Origin of the sequence: Salinicoccus halitifaciens (assembly GCF_021026095.1) — a bacterium.
Taxonomy (GTDB): domain Bacteria; phylum Bacillota; class Bacilli; order Staphylococcales; family Salinicoccaceae; genus Lacicoccus; species Lacicoccus halitifaciens.
On record NZ_JAJNCU010000008.1, the window covers coordinates 109806 to 130046 of the forward strand.

15 protein-coding genes are annotated in these 20241 nt (G+C 51.2%); 8 read left to right on the forward strand and 7 right to left on the reverse strand.

Features of this window, described 5'->3' with window-relative positions:
• Nucleotides 1–14 precede the first annotated feature (14 nt).
• Entirely contained in the window at nucleotides 15–1700 is a 1686-nt protein-coding gene (locus tag LPW40_RS12070) for a DUF2207 domain-containing protein (RefSeq protein WP_230822504.1), read from the forward strand.
• A 579-nt stretch (nucleotides 1701–2279) separates the two neighbouring features.
• On the opposite strand, the gene LPW40_RS12075 is transcribed toward LPW40_RS12070, so the two are convergent.
• Nucleotides 2280–5516: a DEAD/DEAH box helicase gene (locus LPW40_RS12075; protein ID WP_230822505.1), complete on the reverse strand. Its 3237-nt coding sequence runs from the start codon at nucleotides 5514–5516 to the stop codon at nucleotides 2280–2282.
• Between the two features lie 138 nt (nucleotides 5517–5654).
• Between LPW40_RS12075 and LPW40_RS12080 the strand changes: the two genes are divergently transcribed.
• Complete coding sequence (locus LPW40_RS12080; protein ID WP_230822506.1) at nucleotides 5655–6389, forward strand: MBL fold metallo-hydrolase; 735 nt, start codon at nucleotides 5655–5657, stop codon at nucleotides 6387–6389.
• Nucleotides 6390–6860: 471 nt separating this feature from the next.
• Here LPW40_RS12080 and LPW40_RS12085 read toward each other — a convergent pair whose 3' ends face one another.
• From LPW40_RS12085 to LPW40_RS12095, 3 genes are all read right to left on the reverse strand, one after another.
• The gene (locus tag LPW40_RS12085; protein ID WP_230822507.1) at nucleotides 6861–7175 is read right to left on the reverse strand and encodes a hypothetical protein; all 315 of its coding nucleotides are present in this window, start codon (nucleotides 7173–7175) and stop codon (nucleotides 6861–6863) included.
• 154 nt (nucleotides 7176–7329) lie between these two features.
• The gene (locus LPW40_RS12090; protein WP_230822508.1) at nucleotides 7330–8187 is read right to left on the reverse strand and encodes a YsnF/AvaK domain-containing protein; all 858 of its coding nucleotides are present in this window, start codon (nucleotides 8185–8187) and stop codon (nucleotides 7330–7332) included.
• A gap of 197 nt (nucleotides 8188–8384) precedes the next feature.
• A complete protein-coding gene (locus LPW40_RS12095; protein WP_230822509.1) occupies nucleotides 8385–9491 on the reverse strand; it encodes a YkvI family membrane protein in 1107 nt (368 codons plus the stop codon).
• Between the two features lie 230 nt (nucleotides 9492–9721).
• On the opposite strand from LPW40_RS12095, the gene LPW40_RS12100 reads away from it, so the two are divergent.
• A complete protein-coding gene (locus LPW40_RS12100; protein ID WP_230822510.1) occupies nucleotides 9722–10885 on the forward strand; it encodes a M20 family metallo-hydrolase in 1164 nt (387 codons plus the stop codon).
• 43 nt (nucleotides 10886–10928) lie between these two features.
• Here LPW40_RS12100 and LPW40_RS12105 read toward each other — a convergent pair whose 3' ends face one another.
• Entirely contained in the window at nucleotides 10929–12518 is a 1590-nt protein-coding gene (locus LPW40_RS12105; RefSeq protein WP_230822511.1) for a M20/M25/M40 family metallo-hydrolase, read from the reverse strand.
• Between the two features lie 12 nt (nucleotides 12519–12530).
• Nucleotides 12531–13193, reverse strand: a complete 663-nt coding sequence (locus LPW40_RS12110) for a GntR family transcriptional regulator (protein WP_230822512.1) — start codon at nucleotides 13191–13193, stop codon at nucleotides 12531–12533.
• Nucleotides 13194–13421: 228 nt separating this feature from the next.
• On the opposite strand from LPW40_RS12110, the gene LPW40_RS12115 reads away from it, so the two are divergent.
• The 5 genes from LPW40_RS12115 to LPW40_RS12135 all read left to right on the forward strand — a co-directional run bounded on the left by LPW40_RS12115 (nucleotide 13422) and on the right by LPW40_RS12135 (nucleotide 17762).
• Nucleotides 13422–14459 (forward strand): DctP family TRAP transporter solute-binding subunit, encoded by a 1038-nt coding sequence (locus tag LPW40_RS12115; protein WP_230822513.1) that lies wholly within the window; start codon nucleotides 13422–13424, stop codon nucleotides 14457–14459.
• Between the two features lie 34 nt (nucleotides 14460–14493).
• Nucleotides 14494–14970: a TRAP transporter small permease gene (locus LPW40_RS12120; RefSeq protein WP_230822514.1), complete on the forward strand. Its 477-nt coding sequence runs from the start codon at nucleotides 14494–14496 to the stop codon at nucleotides 14968–14970.
• Nucleotides 14967–16250, forward strand: a complete 1284-nt coding sequence (locus LPW40_RS12125; RefSeq protein WP_230822515.1) for a TRAP transporter large permease — start codon at nucleotides 14967–14969, stop codon at nucleotides 16248–16250. The genes LPW40_RS12120 and LPW40_RS12125 overlap by 4 nt, the downstream gene beginning before the upstream one ends.
• 4 nt (nucleotides 16251–16254) lie before the next feature.
• On the forward strand, nucleotides 16255–16587 hold the full coding sequence (locus LPW40_RS12130; RefSeq protein WP_230822516.1) for a cupin domain-containing protein: 333 nt from the start codon (nucleotides 16255–16257) through the stop codon (nucleotides 16585–16587).
• 104 nt (nucleotides 16588–16691) lie between these two features.
• Nucleotides 16692–17762 carry a YkvI family membrane protein gene (locus tag LPW40_RS12135; RefSeq protein WP_230822517.1) on the forward strand — a complete coding sequence of 357 codons (1071 nt, stop codon included), beginning with the start codon at nucleotides 16692–16694 and terminating at the stop codon, nucleotides 17760–17762.
• A 357-nt stretch (nucleotides 17763–18119) separates the two neighbouring features.
• Here the strand turns inward: LPW40_RS12135 and LPW40_RS12140 are convergent, their stop codons facing one another.
• Complete coding sequence (locus LPW40_RS12140; protein ID WP_230822518.1) at nucleotides 18120–20075, reverse strand: LysM peptidoglycan-binding domain-containing protein; 1956 nt, start codon at nucleotides 20073–20075, stop codon at nucleotides 18120–18122.
• Between the last annotated feature and the right edge of the window lie 166 nt (nucleotides 20076–20241).

Sequence of the window (20241 nt, forward strand, 5' to 3'; positions counted from 1 at the left end):
AAAGGGGAAGAATGATGAAACAAATTTTGGGGATGATGGTCACTGTCGCAGCGTTTTTGATGCTCAGTTTGGACGTGCAGGCGAACGAAATCACCAGCATGCAGATGGATGTGGTGATCAATGAGGACGGTTCTGTGACCGTGACGGAGACGCGGCAGGCGGATATGTCTGAGGGCACCGAGAATTATATCGTATTCAACGATTCGGACATGGGGGAAGTGGAGGTCTCCGACTTCTCAGTCGAGGGGTTCACGGAGGAGCCGGACTGGGACACGGACGCAGAGCTTGAAGAGAAGGCGGGACGTTACGGCGTGCTTGATACGGATGAGGGTACGGAGCTTGTATGGGGCATCGGCGAGTACGGCGAGCAGACGTATGTCGTGAATTATACTTTGGAGAACGTTGTGCGCAACCTCGAGGACGGCCAGTCACTATATTGGAATTTTGATACGTTCACCGGCATCCCAACGGAGAGTTTCGTAATGGAAGTGACTTCCGACGTTCCGCTCGATAATGAGGCGATCCGCTTCTGGGGCTTCGGTTTCGAGGGGGATATCGTGTCGGTCGGTGACGCAATCCGCTGGACGGCCGCGGATACGCTCACCAGCGGCAATGATGTTGTGCTGCTGATGCACTTCCCACAAGGCACATACAACACCGATGTCACCGGCGACGGGACTCTGGAAGAGGAAGCGGCCGCAGCGATGGACGGCTCGATTTATGACGACGGCAGCCTCGGTGCCGGCTGGATTGCTGCAATCGTCGGCGGCATCGGTGCGGTGATCGCAGCTGTCCTCATCTTTTTCACCCAGTATTCCAGCAGGCAGGCAAAAGGTGGCCATGTGGATTCAAAACCCACCATCAAACGGCGGAATAAAGGTCTCGAAACAGGGACGCCACCGTCTGTAGATGATTATGCGGGCATCTCATATGTACTGATGCACCAGGGGATGAGCTACTTCGAAGAAATCTTCCAGGCCTACCTGATGAAGTGGACGGATGAGGGCAGGATAACGATTGAAATCCACCGACGGCAGGGTGAGAAACTCTCCAAGGGCAAGCCGGAAATCATCATCCATGACCATGCTGCATTGAAGCAGCGATATTCCTACACATTCAAGGAGACGGTCGAACATCTCGATGATGAAGACCTCGACACCGGTTATGACGCATTGCTTTGGCGTATGTTGATTGATGCAGCGGATGAGGGTGGTTATATCGATGAAAAGCAGCTTAGGAAATGGTCGAAGAAGCATGCGAAGGAAGTCAGCACGCTCGCAGATGAGCTCGAGGACTACTCGAAACGCTGGCTGGAAGCAAACGGCTATTTCACTTTTACAGAAGATAAAGTGTGGGGTATACCAGTTTCGATTGATGCACCGACGGAAAAGGGTGAAGCGCTGATCGACCAGCTCGCACAGTACAAGAACTACCTGAAGACCGATTACACCCGCATTTACCAGGATGACCACATGTACCGGTCGCACATGATCTGGAGTGTGCTCGTCGGGGAGGGCGACGAGGTGCGGAAGCACCTCTCAAAACTCACCCCGGACGACAACATCGCGATGCACCGGGGCATGATGTATTATTACTACGGCCCACACCTCGCATCCGATTCCTGGTCGAAAGGGCTCGGCCAGGGCGGCTTCCAATCCTCCAACTCCTCAGCCGCCGCTTCAGGCGGCGGTGCCCGCTAAAAAAGATGAAAATAAAAAGTTCCGGGACTTCAAACTGAGTCCCGGAACTTTTTTGAGTTTCTTTCAATTTATATTAACTCCATCGCTCACTGAGAACGCTGACTGAGCGGTAGAACCTGCCCATCGCTCACTGAGAACTCTGACTGAGCGGTAGAACCTGCCCATCGCTCACTGAGAACTCTGACTGAGCGGTAGAACCCGCCCATCGCTCACTGGGAATACTGATTGAGTGATAGAAGCCGCCCATCACTCACTGGGAATGCTAATTGAGTGATAGAACCCGTCTATCGCTCACTAGGAAAGCTGACTGAGCGATAGACAACCGCCATCGACCAAGTGAGCGCTGGTTCGACCGATAGATTGCTCCCATCAGTCAAATGAGAGCGGGTTCGGCCGATAGACGACCTCTATCGACCAAGTGAGCGTCGGTTCGGCCGATAAACGGCCCCCATCGGCCAAGTGAACGCTGGTTCGGCCGATAGAACGCCCCCATCGGCCAAACGAGAGCTAGTTTGATCGATAGACCGTCCCCATCAGCCAAATGAGAGCCGGTTCGGCCGATAGGCACCCCTCAACCACCTATATCGACAGTATCTCCCGGATATCCTCTTCAGACATGGAGGACAATTTAGCCTCACCTGGCTGGATGATGCTGTCGATCATTTCCTTCTTCTCCTGCTGCATCTCGTTGATCTTCTCCTCGATCGTACCCTGGGCGATCATCCGGATGACCTGCACCACATTCTTCTGTCCCATGCGGTGCGCGCGCCCGATGGCCTGCTCCTCGATCGCCGGGTTCCACCACAAATCATACAGCACAACCGTATCGGCACCAGTCAGGTTCAGCCCCGTACCGCCGGCCTTCAGCGAAATCAAAAATATATCCTCAGCACCTTCATTGAACGCCTCGACCAGACGCACACGCTCGGCACCCGGCGTCTGCCCGTCCAGATAATAGCTGCTCCGTCCGGCAGCCTCCAATTTCTCACGGATGATCCGAAGCATGCTCGGGAACTGCGAGAAGATCAGCATCCGCTGCCCGTTCTCCCGCGCATTTTCGATGATTTCACGCAGCGCTTCTAGCTTGCCCGAATCCCCCGTATAATCATCCACAAACAGGGAAGGGTGGCAGCACAGCTGCCTCAGCCGTGTAAGCCCCGCCAAAATCTTCAGCCGGCCCTTCTGCAGCCCCTCCGTCGCCAGAGCATCCGCCGCCTCCGCCTGAATCCTGTTCAGATACGCAAGATACAGCTTCTTCTGCTCCTTATTCATCTCGGAATAATGGATGCTCTCGATCCTGTCCGGCAGTTCGGTGAGCACATCTTCCTTCAACCTTCTTAGAATAAAGGGCTTCACCAGCCGCGCAATTGTCTCCGGTTCCTGTGCCCGGAACGTCTTCTGGTCGAATAAAAACCCCGGCATCACCGACTGGAACACGGCCCACAGTTCATCCATCGAATTCTCGACAGGCGTGCCGGAGAGCGCAAAACGCTTCGGCGCCTGGATTTGCCTGACCGCTTTTGAAATCTTGGTCTGATAGTTCTTGATGGCCTGGGCTTCATCTAAAATCAGCGTATGGAACGTGCGCTCCGCATACCACTCCAAATCCTGACGCAATGTATGATATGAAGTGATATACACATCCGGCACATCGCCTTCAAGCACTTCCCGGCGCTCAAGCTTCGTCCCCGCAGCAACCGCCACATTCAAGCCGGGCGCAAACTTTTGGAACTCATTCCGCCAGTTGTAGACAAGCGACGCGGGCGCAACGATCAGGAAGGGCACATCCTCACCAACATCCTCATCAATCTCCGACATGATGTAGGCGATGCACTGGACGGTCTTCCCGAGCCCCATGTCATCGGCCAAAATGCCGCCGAGGCCGTACCGTGACAATGATTTCATCCATTTGAAGCCGGTCTCCTGATAATCCCTGAGGTCCGCCTGCAGCCCCGAAGGCACCGAAAGCTGCTGTTCCTCCGGCCGCTTCACCGCTTCGATGAAGTTCCTGAAATTCTTCCCGAATTCGGGCGTATTGAACTGAAGGTCCGCCATCTGGTTTTCCACGAACATGCCGTGGTAGAGCGGCAGCGTCATCATGCCGTCGTCATCCACAGTCGATTTATCCTTGATTGAACGGTGGACTTCTGCCACTTCCTCAAGGCTTTCATCCTCAAGGGACACAAAGGAGCCGCCCGGCAGACGGACATATTTCCTTTTCTCATTGACCGCCTCAAGCACCGCCGTGATGTCATCGGCACTGATGCCTTCCAGATTGAAGTTCACTTCAAGGAAGTTCCCGCCGGGTGCGTTCACCTCGACCGAGCCTTTCGGCGCTTCAGGCAGTATCATGGATTTCACGGCAGGTGCGATAAAGATCTCGGCAAGCCCCTCCAGCACCGGCAGTGTCTCATGCAGGAATTCGAACAGTTCATCGTCATAATCCGTATACAGCCTGCCGTCGCTCACTTTGAGCCCGGAGTTTTCGAGTATCGCCATAATGCGGTCTTCCTGTTCGGAGTCGCGGATCAGTATTTTATCGTCGGGATCATGGTTTTCCACCGTACCCGCGAAAGGGTTGATGATGACAGCATCATAATGATACTCAAGCCGCACTTCAAGGCTGTAGTCCGTCCCGTCCACATACACACGCGGTTCCAGTTCCGGGTCCGCCACGTTTTCAGAGATGCTTTCCGATAACCTGACGTTGCTGATCGCCTTCAGTTTCGGCAGGGTGCCCGAGATGAAATCACCGATCTGCTCGGATGATATCGGGATATCCGGCGACATGCCTTCCTCCAGATATTCGGTGAAGGGCTTCAGTGCCCGGTTCTGGGCTTCAGTCAATTTATACATTGTCCCGTCCGACACATACCAGCTGTAGGCATCATAGTGAAAACCCGCCGAATGATCCGCGATCTTCAACAGGTAGTGGTCATCCTCCCCGCCGTCCAGGGCGAACGTGAACGGCAAATCGCCGTCATCAACCTTCAGCTGCCCGTATTTAAAGTCCTCGTTTTCGAACTTGCAGTCGACATGCTGGAGCTTCATGATCAAGTCATCCGCCATATTCGCAGGAATCAGCATCTCTTTTCCCTTTTTGCGCGCAGGGGTATAGTCGGCACTGTTTTCATAGAAGATTTCAGTCTTTCTGATTTCAAGCAGTTTATCGATCACCGCTTGGTCTTCCGGGGAAAAGTGATGAATTTCCGGATCGAAGGTGAAGTTCTTCCCGAACATCAGGGCATTGTTATTGGTGATGGCATGCAGGAAATCGCGGATGTCCTTCACCACATACAACCTTTCCTCACCGACCCGCATCTGTATATTGAACGTCTCCTTCAGCCGGAAATAGTACCCCGGCATATACGTCCTGAGCGTGAATTCCACCTTAAGCAGCCCCTTACTACCGGAGCCCTCCGGTGCCTCTGTCCGGATGCCGCCCAAAAACCGCATCAGGTTATCAGCATGGGTGTACTTCGGCCCGTTCGTCTCTGCACTCATAACAGGGCGGGGCGGCGTTTCGGGATGGGCCGCCCGGTGCTGCGCCACAGACACCGCAAACAGCGTCGCGCATGTATGCTTGCATTTATTGTGACCCGCATACGCCGGGCAGTCGCAGTGGTTCCTCACATACGAACTGTGGATTACGATGCGCGTATTGTACGTCCGGCTGCCCGTCACCTGCGCCCGCCATGTATCCGTCTTGGCATCATGCGTAAGGTGCTTCACCCGGCCCTCCACATAGTACATCCTGCCTCTTTTATATATGGTATCCGTATGTAAATAACGGATGAAATTCTCAGTCACCTGCATGTTCAACACTCCGTTTTAAAATAATCGTCACACTTCACCGCCGCGTCCAAACCTATTAGAATAAAAAACTTCGATCCCTTAATGATACCATGATATGATGAATTTACATCAATCATTATGAGTAGAGGAGTGTCTTCAATGAAATGTACCATCGTCGGCATGTGGGGCGGTTTCCCGAAAAAGAACGAACCCACATCCGGTTACCTCGTCGAGAAGGACGGTTTCGCCATACTGCTGGATGCGGGCAGCGGGGTGGCCGCGCATGTTCAGAACTATATCGAACTGAATGAGCTGAACCACCTCTTCCTGTCGCATTACCATTATGACCATTCCGTCGACCTCGGCGCCTTCATGTTCGGCCGCATGATCGGCACGTATATCGACCAGGCTGACGAACGCCTTCACATTTATGGCCCCGCGGACAACGATATCGCGAGGCAGGTGGATGACACGAACTTCAATAAATTCCATGCCTACAATAAAAACAGCACCTTCAACGTCGGTCCATTCACCATCACATTCCATAAGAACACGCACCCGGTGGAGACATACGCCATGAAAATCGTTGACGACGAAGGTAAAACACTCGTCTACACCGCGGATACAAGCTATAAGAAAAGCCTTGCCAAATTCGCAGAAAACGCCGACGTCCTCATCACCGAATGCAGCCACTACGAAGGGGAGGATGCGAAACGGCTCGGTCATATGAACGCAGAAGAAGCGGCCCTCCTTGCCGAGGAGTCACAAGCGAAAAGAACCATCCTCTCCCATCTCCCACATTACGGGGATATAGAGGAGCTGCTTCAGACCGCAAAATCCGCAGGACTCAAAAACGTCAGCCTCGCCGAAACCGGCATGGTCATTGAAATATAAAAGCCTGCTCACTCAAGGACTGAAATCACCGCGAATGAGCAGAGAAAACAAAATCCTGCTTATTCAGTCCTGAATATCATCGCGAATGAGCAGAAAAAGTAAAATCCTGCTCACTCAGCCCTGAATATCATCACGAATGAGCAGGGAAACCAAAATTCTGCTTACTCAGGTCTAGATATCCGATATCCTCACGAATGAGCAGCATCAGCCTTCGGGTGTTTACTTAGCATGCGATTCCAAGTCTAACTAAATAGTAACGCCCCTCAAGTGTTCACTTAGCATGCGATTCCAAGTCTAACTAAACAGTAACGCCCCTCAAGTGTTCAGTTAACATGCGATTTCAAAACTAACTGAACAGTAACGCCCCTCAAGTGTTCAGTTAACATGTAATTCCAAGGCTAACTAAACAGCCACATACCTTCAAACTCCCCCGCACACAAAAACAGGGCTCCCCGAAGGAGCCCCTATTCATCATTCCCCGATATACAGCACCGCTTCATTATCCTCCAGCGCCTTCCGGTATACATATTTCTCATGTTCGGTCAGATCATCGAGCTTATCCAGTTCCTTTTCCTCCCGGCTTTTGACAGCCATGATCGAAAGAAATTTCTCCCACGGGCCGATATCCTTCGATTCATTCCGGATGCCTGGGTACTCGGATCTCACTTTCTTCAAGTCGGTATTGGCGATGACGGTCATCCGCTCCTCGGCCACACCTTCCGACAGGTGCTTCTCGATTCTTTCTATCAACAGTGCCTCACTTGGAAATGATTCGATTTTACCCATGTCGTCCTCCTGCAGTCTATTTTCAATAATTTCATTTTAACAGAATCATTCCTGAAATGACGGCCGGCACTGCCCGCACCCACCAATTTTCGAATTTCAGCCACAAATTAAAAAGGAGCGCGAAGGGCACATCCCCACACACTCCAATTCAAATCTACAACCGCTTATCCAGGTCACTAGAAACCTCACCCGGATTGCGTTTTTCAGTGATATCGATGTTTTCACGATGCACGACTTCAGAGATATGCTTATTCTCCGTCACGATCCGCTTCCGGATGATGACTTCCTCTGTCACCACATGCTCCTTCACAATCTTGATGCGCTCTTTCGTGATAGGGATGCGGATGGTGCCTTCATCATCGTCGGTATCATCATAGCTGTACTCCTCAAACAAGGGCTCGCCCTCGATCTTCCGGCGCTCGACCGTCACTTCCTCACGGTCGACAGGCACATCGAACTCCTGAACCTCCGAATCCGTATACTTATCCACGACGACTTCGCCGACCTGGCGCGACTCCTTATCGACCACGAGCTCTTCCTTCCGAAGCTGGAGCGCCTCTTCATCACTGCCCGGCACCCGCGTTTTGCCCTCAACATCATTTTCCACAGTGTGGCCGAGCTTCACCGGACGGCGCGGCCGCTCCGGATCATCATAATCATACGTATCATCACTCTCCGTGAGCCGGTAGAACGAACGCTCATCATAATCGATGTAGAGGAGCATACGCCCGGCCTCCAGATGATTCCGGTACTTCTCCTTTTCACGGTCCGTCAGCTCCAGCCGGTCCATCACCTGATCCTCGGCATCGTCGCCCTGGAACCATGACACGATCTTATCCCACGGATCCGTATCCGTCGTCCTGTGGCCGATGCCGCTGTATCTTGACCTTAAACCATCAAGCTCATAATTCGAAATGACCGTCATCCGGTCCTCCGCCAGGCCATCCGACTTCAATTGCCCGATCCTGTCCATCAAAACCCGTTCAGTAGTAAACGATTCTATTCTGCCCATATATTCAGCCTCCATTATCAATAACATATATCAGTTAATGTATTCCCCTTCACCTTTATATTGAAACAGTGGAATAAAAACCATCACTCCAGCGATCGGCCGCCCGTGACGTACACTGCCTCCGCCGCGCATAGAAAAAAGCCACCAAAACCCTCGGTCTGGTGGCCACCCTCAAATCCTCAAAATCTACTATTATATTATATCCGTTTAGGTCCTTTGACCTTGACCTGCGGCTTGATGTCGAGACCACCCTGCACTTTGCTCTTCACCCAGAGTGCGGTCAGCAGCACGGCAATCGCGATGCCGAGGTAGCCGAGTATCGGGTAGAAGAAGTTCACAAGGTCGACGAAACCGACCAGGCTCAGGAAATAACCCACGGTGACACTTGTGACCAGTGCGATCTTGTACTTCCTCGTATACGGCGTCCAGAACCTGGACAGGAACGGGTACAACATGCCCACTGCCGTATTATAAATGATGAGGAGCATCACAATCGTGAGCGCCAATGACAGTAACGGATGGATCTCTGCTGCGAGTATCAAAGTCGGCAGATCTGCAGTTGACGTGACATCGATCTTCGCCAGAAGCCCGCCGTTCATCAGCAGCATCAGTATAAGTAAAATGATTCCGCCATACAGTCCGCCGCGTTTTGCGACCTTCATTGTGGACTGTGATCCGACGATGGACAATATGCTGAATGCCATCGCGAGCACGATGCCGCTGTATGTGATGGCCTCAAGCCACCATATGCCCGTCGGCGTCTTTTCTATGTCTGTATATTGTGCGGTTTCAGCCAGCGGCATGGACGGGTTGAACATACTGTAGGCTGCGATCACCATTACGATGATGATCAGCGCCGGCGTCACCGCACCGAGCGTCGTTAAAATTTTATTGAAGTTCATTGTTAAAGTGATCAGTACAGCGATTGCCATGAGAAGTGAACCGAGCCATGCCGGCACCCCGAAGCTTTCTTCGAATGCAGAACCGCCGCCTGCAAGCATAATGATCATTACGCCATATAAAAAGAATATTAAAATATAATCCACTACAGTGCCGAGCCTGTCCCCGAATAACAGTTTGATGGGTTCAAGGTGCGATTCCGCCTCCATCCTGTGCCCGAGTTTGGCTGCCTGTCTGCCTATGAACATTATGACGAGCGCGGATAGAATCACCGTCGCAAAACTCATCATGCCAAAGTTAGTGAAAAATTGAAGGATTTCCTGTCCCGTCGAGAATCCTGCGCCAAGCACGACCCCGACATAGGCAAATCCTATTTTAATCGCATCTTTTTGTCCGGAACTCAAAAATGATCATCTCCTAATTAATTTGTTATAATTGATTTTCAAGAATATTTAAAGTGTTGTGGTGAATGAGGGTTGGGAGCTTTCAGAGGATTTGAGGAAAAGGTATTGTGAAAAATACCACACAAGTATCATTTTAAACATACTTCCACCCGGCTTGTCAAAGTAGATTCCAGAATTTCACAGCTTTAAAGCGATTACAACGCAATCATCACAAGGGAAGGGGAATTTTCATGGAAATTGATTTGAAAAGGCTGATCGGCATGCTGGATGAGCTGAATGAAGTGACGGACGAAGGGGAGGGGATGACGCGCCCGGCGTTCTCGGATTTCGAGGATGAGGCGCACCGCTGGTTCATCAAAAAGTGCAGGGAACTCGGTCTCCGCACTCATCAGGATGCCTTCGGCAACAGCTTCGGCACGCTCGGTCCGGAAGAGGGGAAAGGCATCCTCATCGGTTCGCATCTCGACACGGTGAACAACGGCGGTAAATTCGACGGTGCACTCGGGGTCATCACGGCGCTCGAAGTGGCGGCAACGCTGATTGACAATAAAGTGCCCCTCAAGAAACCTGTCACCGTCGTCGCCTTCCGAGCAGAGGAAGTCGGCCTCATCGGCAGCAGTGTTTTCACGGACCTGCTCGAACGCACGGACCGTTTCGAGGAGTGGCTTGCCGGCATCAACAGGACTGCAGCCACGGTCGATGAGTCCATCGGCTACGAGGACTATACCGACTATTTGGAACTGCATATCGAGCAGGGGAAGAACCTCGAGACTAGTGGTAAGAACATTGGCATCGTGAACTCGATTGCAAGCCTGAACCGTATGAATGTAACCGTCCACGGTGAAGCGGGGCATGCGGGCACCATCAGCATGGAGGAACGGAATGATGCGCTGATGAATACGGCAAAGATCCTCACTGAATTCGAGCGCATCGTGAAATCCTACGGCGCACCGAACGTCGGCACGGTCGGAACACTCCAGGTCTATCCATCATCCCCGAACGTCATCCCGGGGAAAGTCGAGTTCTCCATCGACCTTCGCGGCGACGACATGGACACGCTGAAGGAGATCATCAATCAGTTCAAGCAGTATGCAGAAGAGAACTTCAAAGTGGACATCGTCCAGAACCCGGCGAAAGCACCGGCGCACATGTCGGAGAAGATCATGGCTTACATCCGTGAGTCATGTGAGGAGAACGGCCTTTCATATGAGGTGCTGACAAGCGGGGCGAACCACGATGCGAACCCGTTGTCCCGCAGGATGAATGCCGGCATGATCTTCATCCCGAGCAAGGACGGCATCAGCCACAACCCGGCGGAGTTCTCCTCGGATGAGGATATTGAAGCGGGCGCGAAAGCTATGCTCGGCGCTGTAGAAAAATTATTGGACGAATAAAAAAAGCTGATCAGGTCAAGCCTGATCAGCTTTTTCATATGCATTAGCCGAAAAACTTCAGTATTACATTTTGGAGTATGGCTGGTGTGACATTGAAGGCACTCGCCTTGTGTATCCGTTCAGTCAGTTTATGCGGGTCTTTGCCGAAAGGACCGATATTGATGAACGGGGTATCCAGAAGCTCCATCTCCTTGAATGGTATTGTGTACGTCTCTCCCCATACAGGTGTGTTAGCTTCGTAAGCTTTCCAGCTCTCCTCATTCCCCTGATATGTGACATAGCTCAAATCGGAGATACCGTTGAAATAATTGATCACGGTGACATCGATATTTTTTTCGTTCAGCTCTTTTTTAGTATGGGCGGTGATGTGGCGGATCAGCTCATCATCTGTGTTATTGACGGGCGGATAGTAGGGTGGTGCAAAGTAATTGATGGCTGCCGGGGCGAGCTCCCGGCATTCCTCCATTAAATCATCAATGATCATAGTACTCCTGATCCGGTCATCAATGAATTCGTTCTCTGTATAGAACGCGATGATTTCCTTCACTCTGGATTTACCGGCTTTACGGACCGCATAGTCATGTAGATCGGTATATGACATTGTCCTGACTTTATACGGCCGGCTGACGGCATTCGCTTCGGCCATCCGTTCATAATCAGTCTGAAGCTCCTTCATCGACTGATCGACCAGTGCATTATATTTATCAAATATTTCATCAGCCTGTTGGCGTAATGTAAAGACATTCGATATATTAGCGACATGATTGGTCGTCTGTGTTGAATAGTCATTCTTCAAGTCGAGGGTCTTCAACGTGAGCGGGGGAGGTGTCTTCTCACCCATATCTGTTTCCTCGAAGACATCGGAAAACTCCAGATTTTTGGTCAGGTAGGCACTCATATACAATGCATTCAACCCTTTCAACGGCTCCCCCGCATGCGTCTCCACACCATAGAAGAGGGTCGCCGGCATGATTTTGCCGATGGATCCCGTATAAATATAATATTGATCGTCATCCGGATGCAAGTTGAAGCTCGGCTCACTGTTCAGGATGAGACTGTAGTTCAACCGGTGCTTTTCCCTGAAATCGTTCAAATACCGGACTGCACTGCGCATGCCTGAAGAATCCACTTCTTCATCCGGGACGGTGAGAACGATGATGTTGACTGGCCATGATTCATGCATCGCTTTATCAAGTATGTTCAAGTGAAGTGCGAGGCCCATTTTCATATCCATTATGCCCCGCCCGAACAAATAATCACCGGATGCGATATCGTCTTGGATATCGGCCTTGAAATTACCGGCGTTCTCTTTGTAGTATTCAGTTAGTGCATCCACATCAAAGGCCAGATGTTCGTTTTTTCCGAACTCTTCAGTGTGGACGGTGTCAAAATGACTGATCAGAATGACCGTACTTTCATTGCCTTCCTTGAGGTATGAAGCCGCCAGAGCATTTCTGGATAAACCGCTGTCTATCAGATCGACATTCAAATTTTCAGACGTACCGAGTTTTGCCCTCAGTTCGTTTTTAAGTTTGTGTGGAAAGTTGATTTCCCCTTTAGTACTTGATCGACTGTCCCAGCTCACCAACAATTTGATGAGTGCTTCAAGCTGTTTTTCAGATTGCCAATTCATAACATGCGCCCCTTAGTCCTGATTTTCGTAATATCTCATGAACCGCTGTTCAACTTTACTTAAATGTATGAGCAATTTGTTTTTCGCCCCGACATAGTCCTTCTGTTCAATTGCATTAAGGATTTCACAATGCTCCTCCAATGCCTCGGTGGCACTAGTAGGCACTGTACTAGAAAGCAGCAAGAATGCCCGGCTCACATCATTGTTGTATTTGTGAGCTACTTTCTGCAACTCACTGTTGTTATTCAAATCGATGAAGATGGAATGGAACTCCCTGTCACGTGCCATAAAATCCGAATAACTGTTACGGCTGATTGCATCCTTCTGCTGATCCACATTTTCCCTTAAACTGTAGATGATTTCCTCATCCACTTTCGGCAGCACCTTCTCCAGGTTATAAACTTCCAGGACGTACCGGAGTTCCATATATTCCAGTGACATTTCCTTGGTGAATTCTGCAACCACCGCAGGTGCACCGGACTTTTGGATGACGAGTCCCTCTGCTGCGAGCCTCGCCAGCGTGTCCCTGAAAGGGGTGCGGCTGATGCCCAGCTGGGTGGCATACCTTTCTTCCGGCAGTGTGTCCCCGGCAGCCAGCTCGCCCGTCAAAATGGATTCTTTGATGATGTCATACGCCTGATCGGAAAGCCTGACCGTCTTATTGATTTTTTTCATCCCGCGCCTCCATGATTTAGTATACAGTATACTGGTTTTTTAATGGTAGCACTTTCATAAATGGCAATCCACTAAAATTTTAAAGGAATAAAGTGCTTTTCCCAGTATTTTTAATAAAATTCATGAGTTTTCTTAAAATTATAAAAATGTAGTTGACTGTAAATTCGGATTAATGTATCTTTTAGTATACAGTATACGTGTAAACGATTTCAATTAGGGGGCTATTATATGAAGATTATAAAATACGGGTTGATCGGTGCGATGTCTCTCATGCTTGCGGCATGCGGCAACGGCGGTGAAGAAGGTGCAGATAACGGTGCGGCTGAGGACAATGGTTCAGGTGAAAGTGTAACACTGCAGCTGGGTCACGCACTGTCACCGGGCACGCCAGCGTCTGACCAGATCGACCAGGTGGCTGAAAATGTTTCTGAAAGAACCGAGGGGCGTGTGGAATTCGATGTCTATCCGGACAGCCAGTTAGGATCCGAAACTGAAATGCTTGAGCAGATTCAGGTCGGGTCGATGCAGTCGGGTGCCATCATGGTCGGCAGTATGCAAGCACTGGATATGAAGATGGCGATTGAAGATCTGCCTTATATGTGGGCGGATATTGAAAACGCACGTGAAGCCTACAGGGGTGAGTTCGGTGAGGCGCTCGCCGACATCATGGCAGATCAGGGAATGACCCAAATCGGCTACCTGGAGTGGGGCTTCAGACATATCACGAACAATGAAGGCCCGATCGTCGAGCCGGAAGACCTTCAGGGGTTGAACATCCGTGTGGCTGAGACCGCACTGCGTGTCGATGCATTCGAACAGGTCGGCGCGCTGCCGACGGTCATGGCGTTCAGTGAAGTGTACGGTGCCCTCCAACAGGGTGCGCTCGATGCACAGGAGAACCCGCTTGCGAACATCGTCGCACCGAGGTTCTACGAAGTGCAGGATTATCTGTCACTCACCGGCCATTTCTACAACACCGTCATGGTCGTGGCGGATACGGACACTTGGGACACCATTTCCGAAGAGGACCAGCAGGTGATACTGGAGGAGTTTGAAACGGCGTCGGAGGAAGTGCAGACGGAAAATGACGCAATGGAAGATGAATACCTTGCCGAGCTTGAAGAGAATGGCATGGAAATCAACGATAACGTCAACACCGAAGCATTCCGTGAAGCGATGCTCCCTGTATATGAAGAATGGGAAGAGGACGTCTTCGGCGAAGAATTGATGGATATATACCGTGAGGCATCAGGATGGGAAGATTAATTTCTTCCCTTTCTTTTTTCAGGAGGGGATTCTTATGAAATTGAGGAAAATCATCGCAGGATTTTTGACCGTCGTCGTGATCATCATTATGACGCTGCTCACCGGCACCGTCCTGCTGCAGGTCATCACGCGGGCCGTCGGTTATTCAATGCCGGGCACTGAGGAGTTTTCAAGGCTGATGATCGTCTGGCTGACATTCCTCGGGAGCAGCCTTGCATTTTATGAAAAGATGCACCTCGCGGTCACATTCTTCGTCCGCAGGTTCAAAGAAGAACGCAGGAAATACCTGCAGGCGGCAGTCAATATACTGATCGTCGTTTTCTATCTTATCGTCATCTACTACGGCTTTAAGCTGTCCATGACTGCGATGGGTTCGACATCATCGACGCTGCAGATTCCGATGACGGCATTTTATTCGGCGATTCCGGTCAGCGGTATTTTCGCGATCTTCTTCATCGTTACGGATATATTTGAAAACCCGGTGGAGAATGAGGAGGGGGCGGCCTTATGATCATTATGATACTGATTGCCTTCTTCCTTCTGTTGTTCCTCGGTGTGCCGATCGCATACATACTCGGCATCGTCACCGTGGTCGCGCTGTTTTCAACCGGTGTATCGAATGAAATTCTCGTCCAGCGCATGTTTTCAGGGGTGGATAACTTCTCGTACCTCGCGATTCCGCTGTTCATCCTTGCGGGTAACATCATGGGGGAGGGCGGTCTGACGACACGCCTCATGCGGTTTGCCAAAGCCCTGCTCGGGAAACTGCCGGGCGGCACCGCGGTGACGACAGTTGTCACAACTGCACTTTTCGGTGCGGTGTCCGGCTCGACCGTCGCAACGACCTACGCGGTCGGTTCCGTGCTTGTACCGAAACTGAAGGAAGAAAACTACAGCAACTCCTTCATCGCGAGCGTCATTGGCCCGGCAGGTGTTTTGGGCCTGATCATCCCGCCGAGCATCACAATGGTCATACTCGGCATCACGGCGAATATTTCCATCGGGAATCTATTCCTTGCCGGCATCATTCCGGGAATCATACTCACCGTCATCATGTGCCTTTATGTGGCATTTATGGCAAAGCGGAAAGGATTCGGTACGGAAAGCCATGAGAAGATGAACGGGAAAGAATTCTTCACGATCGCAAGGCAGGCGGTATTGCCGCTGCTTGCGCCGATATTCATACTCGGTAGCATATTTACAGGCTTTGCGACTGCGACTGAAGCAGCGGTCATCGCCGTGGCATACGGTTTCGTACTCGCCATGTTCTACAGGGAGCTGACAATAAAGAAATTCGGCCAGATCATGCGGTCGTCTGCGGTGACATCGGCAACGATTCTCATCATCATATCGCTCGCAAGCGGGTTCACCTATGTGCTCACCGCAAACAGGATCCCGGCGGAAATATCGAACTTCTTCCTTGAGTTCGCAGACTCGCCGCTCATGTTCCTGTTAATCGTGTCACTGATACTCCTGATACTGGGCACGCTCACGGAAGTGACGTCGCTGATCGTACTCCTCAGTCCGATTTTCATGCCGATTGCGCAGCAGTACGGCATCGACCCGATCCACTTCGGCATGGTGATGATCATGAACTTCGCGCTTGCGAACATCACGCCGCCGGTGGGGCTCTCACTCATCGCCGGCTGCAGCATCACCGATCGCAAGATGGGCATCGAGGATACGCTCCCGTATATACTGCACGTCCTCGCCATCATCGGCATCATGGTGCTGCTCATCATCTTCTTCCCGGCGATCTCGACATTCCTGCCGAATCTGATAGGGGAGTGATGATATGATTTATAAGACGAATAAAAGCACCAATATCGAAAACCTCCACGGCGGCAGAGGCATCATCACGATTGAAAAGTGCGATGTCCCGGGTCACGCGGCCTTCAAGTCAGTTGTGAAAGTCACGGTGCCGACCGGTGCGAGCATCGGTTACCATACACACCATGACGATTATGAAGGGTACTACATCATGCAGGGTGACGGGATCTTCCTGGACGAACGCGGCAGACACATCGTCACCGCCGGGGATTTCTGCCTGATAGAGCGGGGCGGCTCCCACGGTGTTGAGAATACAGGGACGGATGACATGATCATCTTTGCCACAGTCATGAAATGAAGCAGGCCGAAGGGTCTGCTTTTTTTACTGCATATCAATCCTTGATTTTACATAAATCAGAAAAATCGGTATAATGGGAAAGTATCTTTTCAAAAAAGGAGTTTATGAAATTGAACAGGGAAATTTGGAAAATAGCTTTCGCATATACCGGGGTCATCGTCGGCGCGGGGTTCTCGACCGGCCAGGAGATTCTGCAGTTCTTCACCAACCATGGCCTGTACAGTTACATAGCAATCCTTTTATCAGGTCTGATTGTGCTGTTCATCGGCCGGCAGGCGACGAAGTTCGGCTACCGGATCCAGGCGGAGTCGCATAAGACGCCGATATTCACGATGTTCGGCAAATTCATGGGCACAATCATAGATTATTTATTCGTCTTCTTCCTGTACGGCATCGCGGTTATCATGTTCGCAGGTGCAGGATCGGCATTCAATGAAAGTTTCGGTGTGCCTTACTGGCTCGGGACGCTCATCATGGTCATACTCGTCGTCATCACGCTGATGCTCGACTTTGATAAAATCGTGGCAGTACTTGGTTCGGTTACGCCGTTCCTGATCGCCATCGTCATCATCGTGGCGCTCGTCAACATCTTCAACCCGCAGGTGCCGCTTGAGGACGTCAATTCGCTCGCACAGCCGGAACGTACACCGAGCGGCGTATGGTTCCTGGACGGGGCGATGTATGCCGGCTTCACACTCGCCACGGCATTCAGCTTCCTATCCATCATGGGTGCGAACTCATCAAGCCATACGGCCGCCGCACGCGGCGGACTGCTCGGCGGGGTGGTCATCACGGTGCTGATGCTCCTGATCAACGCGGCACTCATATCGAATATGGACGTGGTCAACGACCTGGCATTGCCGACGTTATCACTTGCTGCAAACATCCACCCGGCATTGCAGCTCATATTAGCTATCGTCATGTTGCTGGTGATCTACAATACGGCGGTCGGGGTCATGTATCCGTTCCTGAAACGCTACAGCATCCCGTACTCCAGAAAGTATTACATCATACTCATCATCGCAGCCGTCATCGGCTACTTCCTGAGCTTCGTCGGCTTCGTGGAACTGGTAGGCATCGTCTATCCGGCATTCGGTATCCTCGGCCTCCTGATCGGCCTCGGACTCACCATCCGCTGGTTCATGAACAAAAGTTCAGCGGAAGACCTATTATAATAATGAAAATAAACGGCCCGTCCCTCATGAAGGGGCAGGGCCGTTTTGCATGCCAACCGATCATCGATTAGCCCGGGACGGTCCGTTGGAAGCCCAGCAGCTCATCGCGCGTGCCAAGACGGTCTGTTGGAGGCCCAGCGGCTCCTCGTACGCGTCGGGACGGTCCGTTGGAAGCTCATCAGCTCATCGCGTGCGTCGGGACGGTCCATTGGACACCCAACAGCCCATCGCACGCACCGGAACGGTCCATTGGAAGCCCAGCAGATTATCGCGCGTATCGGGACGATCGGTTGAATATAATAAAACCCCGCTTACAATCAAGTAAGCGGGGTCATCTATATTATGGGGGTAGGAAACTTAGTGAATGAAGTTATGGCTTGCTGCCTGTGATGCGGACAGCGTTCTGAATGATTTGCCACCCAAGCCGTTGCTCCAGTTCATTTCGGAGATCATGATTGATCCGTCCGGGTTCACCTGCTCGACGACACCAACGTGTCCGAAGCTGTATGCACCATTCTGCCATGCATTCGACTGGATGATAGCACCGACTGAAGGTGTGTTGTTAACAGCGAGGCCCTGGGAGCGTGCTGCACTCGCCCAGTTGTATGCATTACCCCAGCTGCCGCTGACAGGTTTGCCTAGCTGCTTACGGCGTTCAAACGCATACCATGTACATTCACCTTGCGGGTACCAGTTCGTACCGTATGAAGCAGTTGCAGGCGCCTGTACTTGAGGCGTCTGTGTTTCTTCTACAACCGGTTCTGGCTCTGATTCAACGACTTCTTCGACGACAGGTTCCGGAGTCGGTTCAGGCTGAACTTCCGCTGCAGTTTCTTCAACTGCTGCTTCCTGGACAGGCGCTTCAACTTCCTCCTGCACCGGTTCTGCCGGACGGTTGTCCACCAGGTCAAGGGTCAGGCCAGGGTAGATCAGGACTGTATCCATTTCGTTGTATGCCATGATGTCGTTGTAGCTCATGCCGGCTCTCTTTGCGATGCTTGCCAGAGTGTCACCGCTTTGAACCGTGTATGAGTCGCCAGTAATGTTGGAAGGTTGAGGCTGAGCTTCCGGCTCTTCCTCAACGACTTCTTCTTCCTCTTCAACAACTTCTTCTTGCACAGGCGCTTCTTCGACTGGAGGTTCTACTTCTTCAACCTCTTCAGCGATTTCCTCCTGAACAGGTTCTTCCTCAACTGTAGGCTCTTCCTCTACAACTTCCTCCTGAACAGGCTCTTCTTCAGCAACCTCTTCTTCGACAGGTGCTTCTTCAACTACAGGAGTCTCTTCTACGGCTTCTTCCTGAGCCGGCTCCTCTTCAACTGCTGGTTCTTCTTCTACAATTTGTTCTTCCTGAGCCGGTGCTTCCTCGACTGCAGGCTCAGCTGTTGCTTCGACTTCTTCCTCTTGGACAGTCTCTTCTTCGACTGCAGGTTCTACTTCTGCAACCTCTTCAGCAACTTCCTCTTGAACAGGCGCTTCCTCAGCTACAGGTGCTTCTTCTGCAACCTCTTCAACAACTTCTACTTCAGCTGCCGGCTCTGCCACTTCAACAGTTGCCTCTTCGGCCGGTGCTTCCTCAACTGCAGGTTCTTCTGCTTCAACTTCTTCGACAGTCACTTCCTGGACCGGTGCTTCTTCAGCAACAGGCTCTTCCTCAGTCTCAACCGGCGCTTCAACCTCAACCGCCTGCGCTTCGCCGCTGACATTCAGGACGTCGCCCGGATAGATGACATAGCTTGTCAGTCCATTGATCGACATCAAAGTGCGGTAAGTCATGCCGAATTCGCTTGCAATGCCGTAAAGTGTATCCCCAGGTTTCACAGTATATGTATCTGCATTAGTCTGGATGTCTTCAACTTCTACTTCAACAACTTCAGTCTCTTCAACTGCCGCGTTTTCTACCTCAACCTCGACCACTTCAACCTCTTCCTCGACTTCACCTTTCAAAGAGAGCGTCTGGTTGACCAGGATCAGGTCTGAAGACAAGTTGTTCCATTCCTTCAGATCCGCAACGGAAACATTATGCCTGTTGCCGATGCCCCAAAGTGTGTCACCCGCCTTGACCGTATAAGTGGCTGGAGTGGAAGGCGCTGACAAGTTCAGTTGGCTGCCCGTACGGATGAGGTCCGATGACAGATTATTGTAGCTCTTCAGCTGATCGACCGTTAGGCCGCTCGACTGAGCAATACTCCAAAGTGTATCACCGTTGAGGATCGAGTAAGTCCCGGTGCCATTATTCGCGATTGCATCCTGAGAGAGACCGTAAGTGGAAATTGCTGCTGTCGCTGTTAATGCTGTGATGACCTTTTTCATAAAAGGGAGTACCTCCTGAAGTTATGTTATTATTTAGAATTATCGAAAGAATTCGCAATTGATTATCAACAAGACCTATATTAGCAGACATAACTTGAAAAAAGTCACTTGTAACACAATTGTAATGTAACTAAAACAATTGTAAAAAAACTTAACGATTCTATAC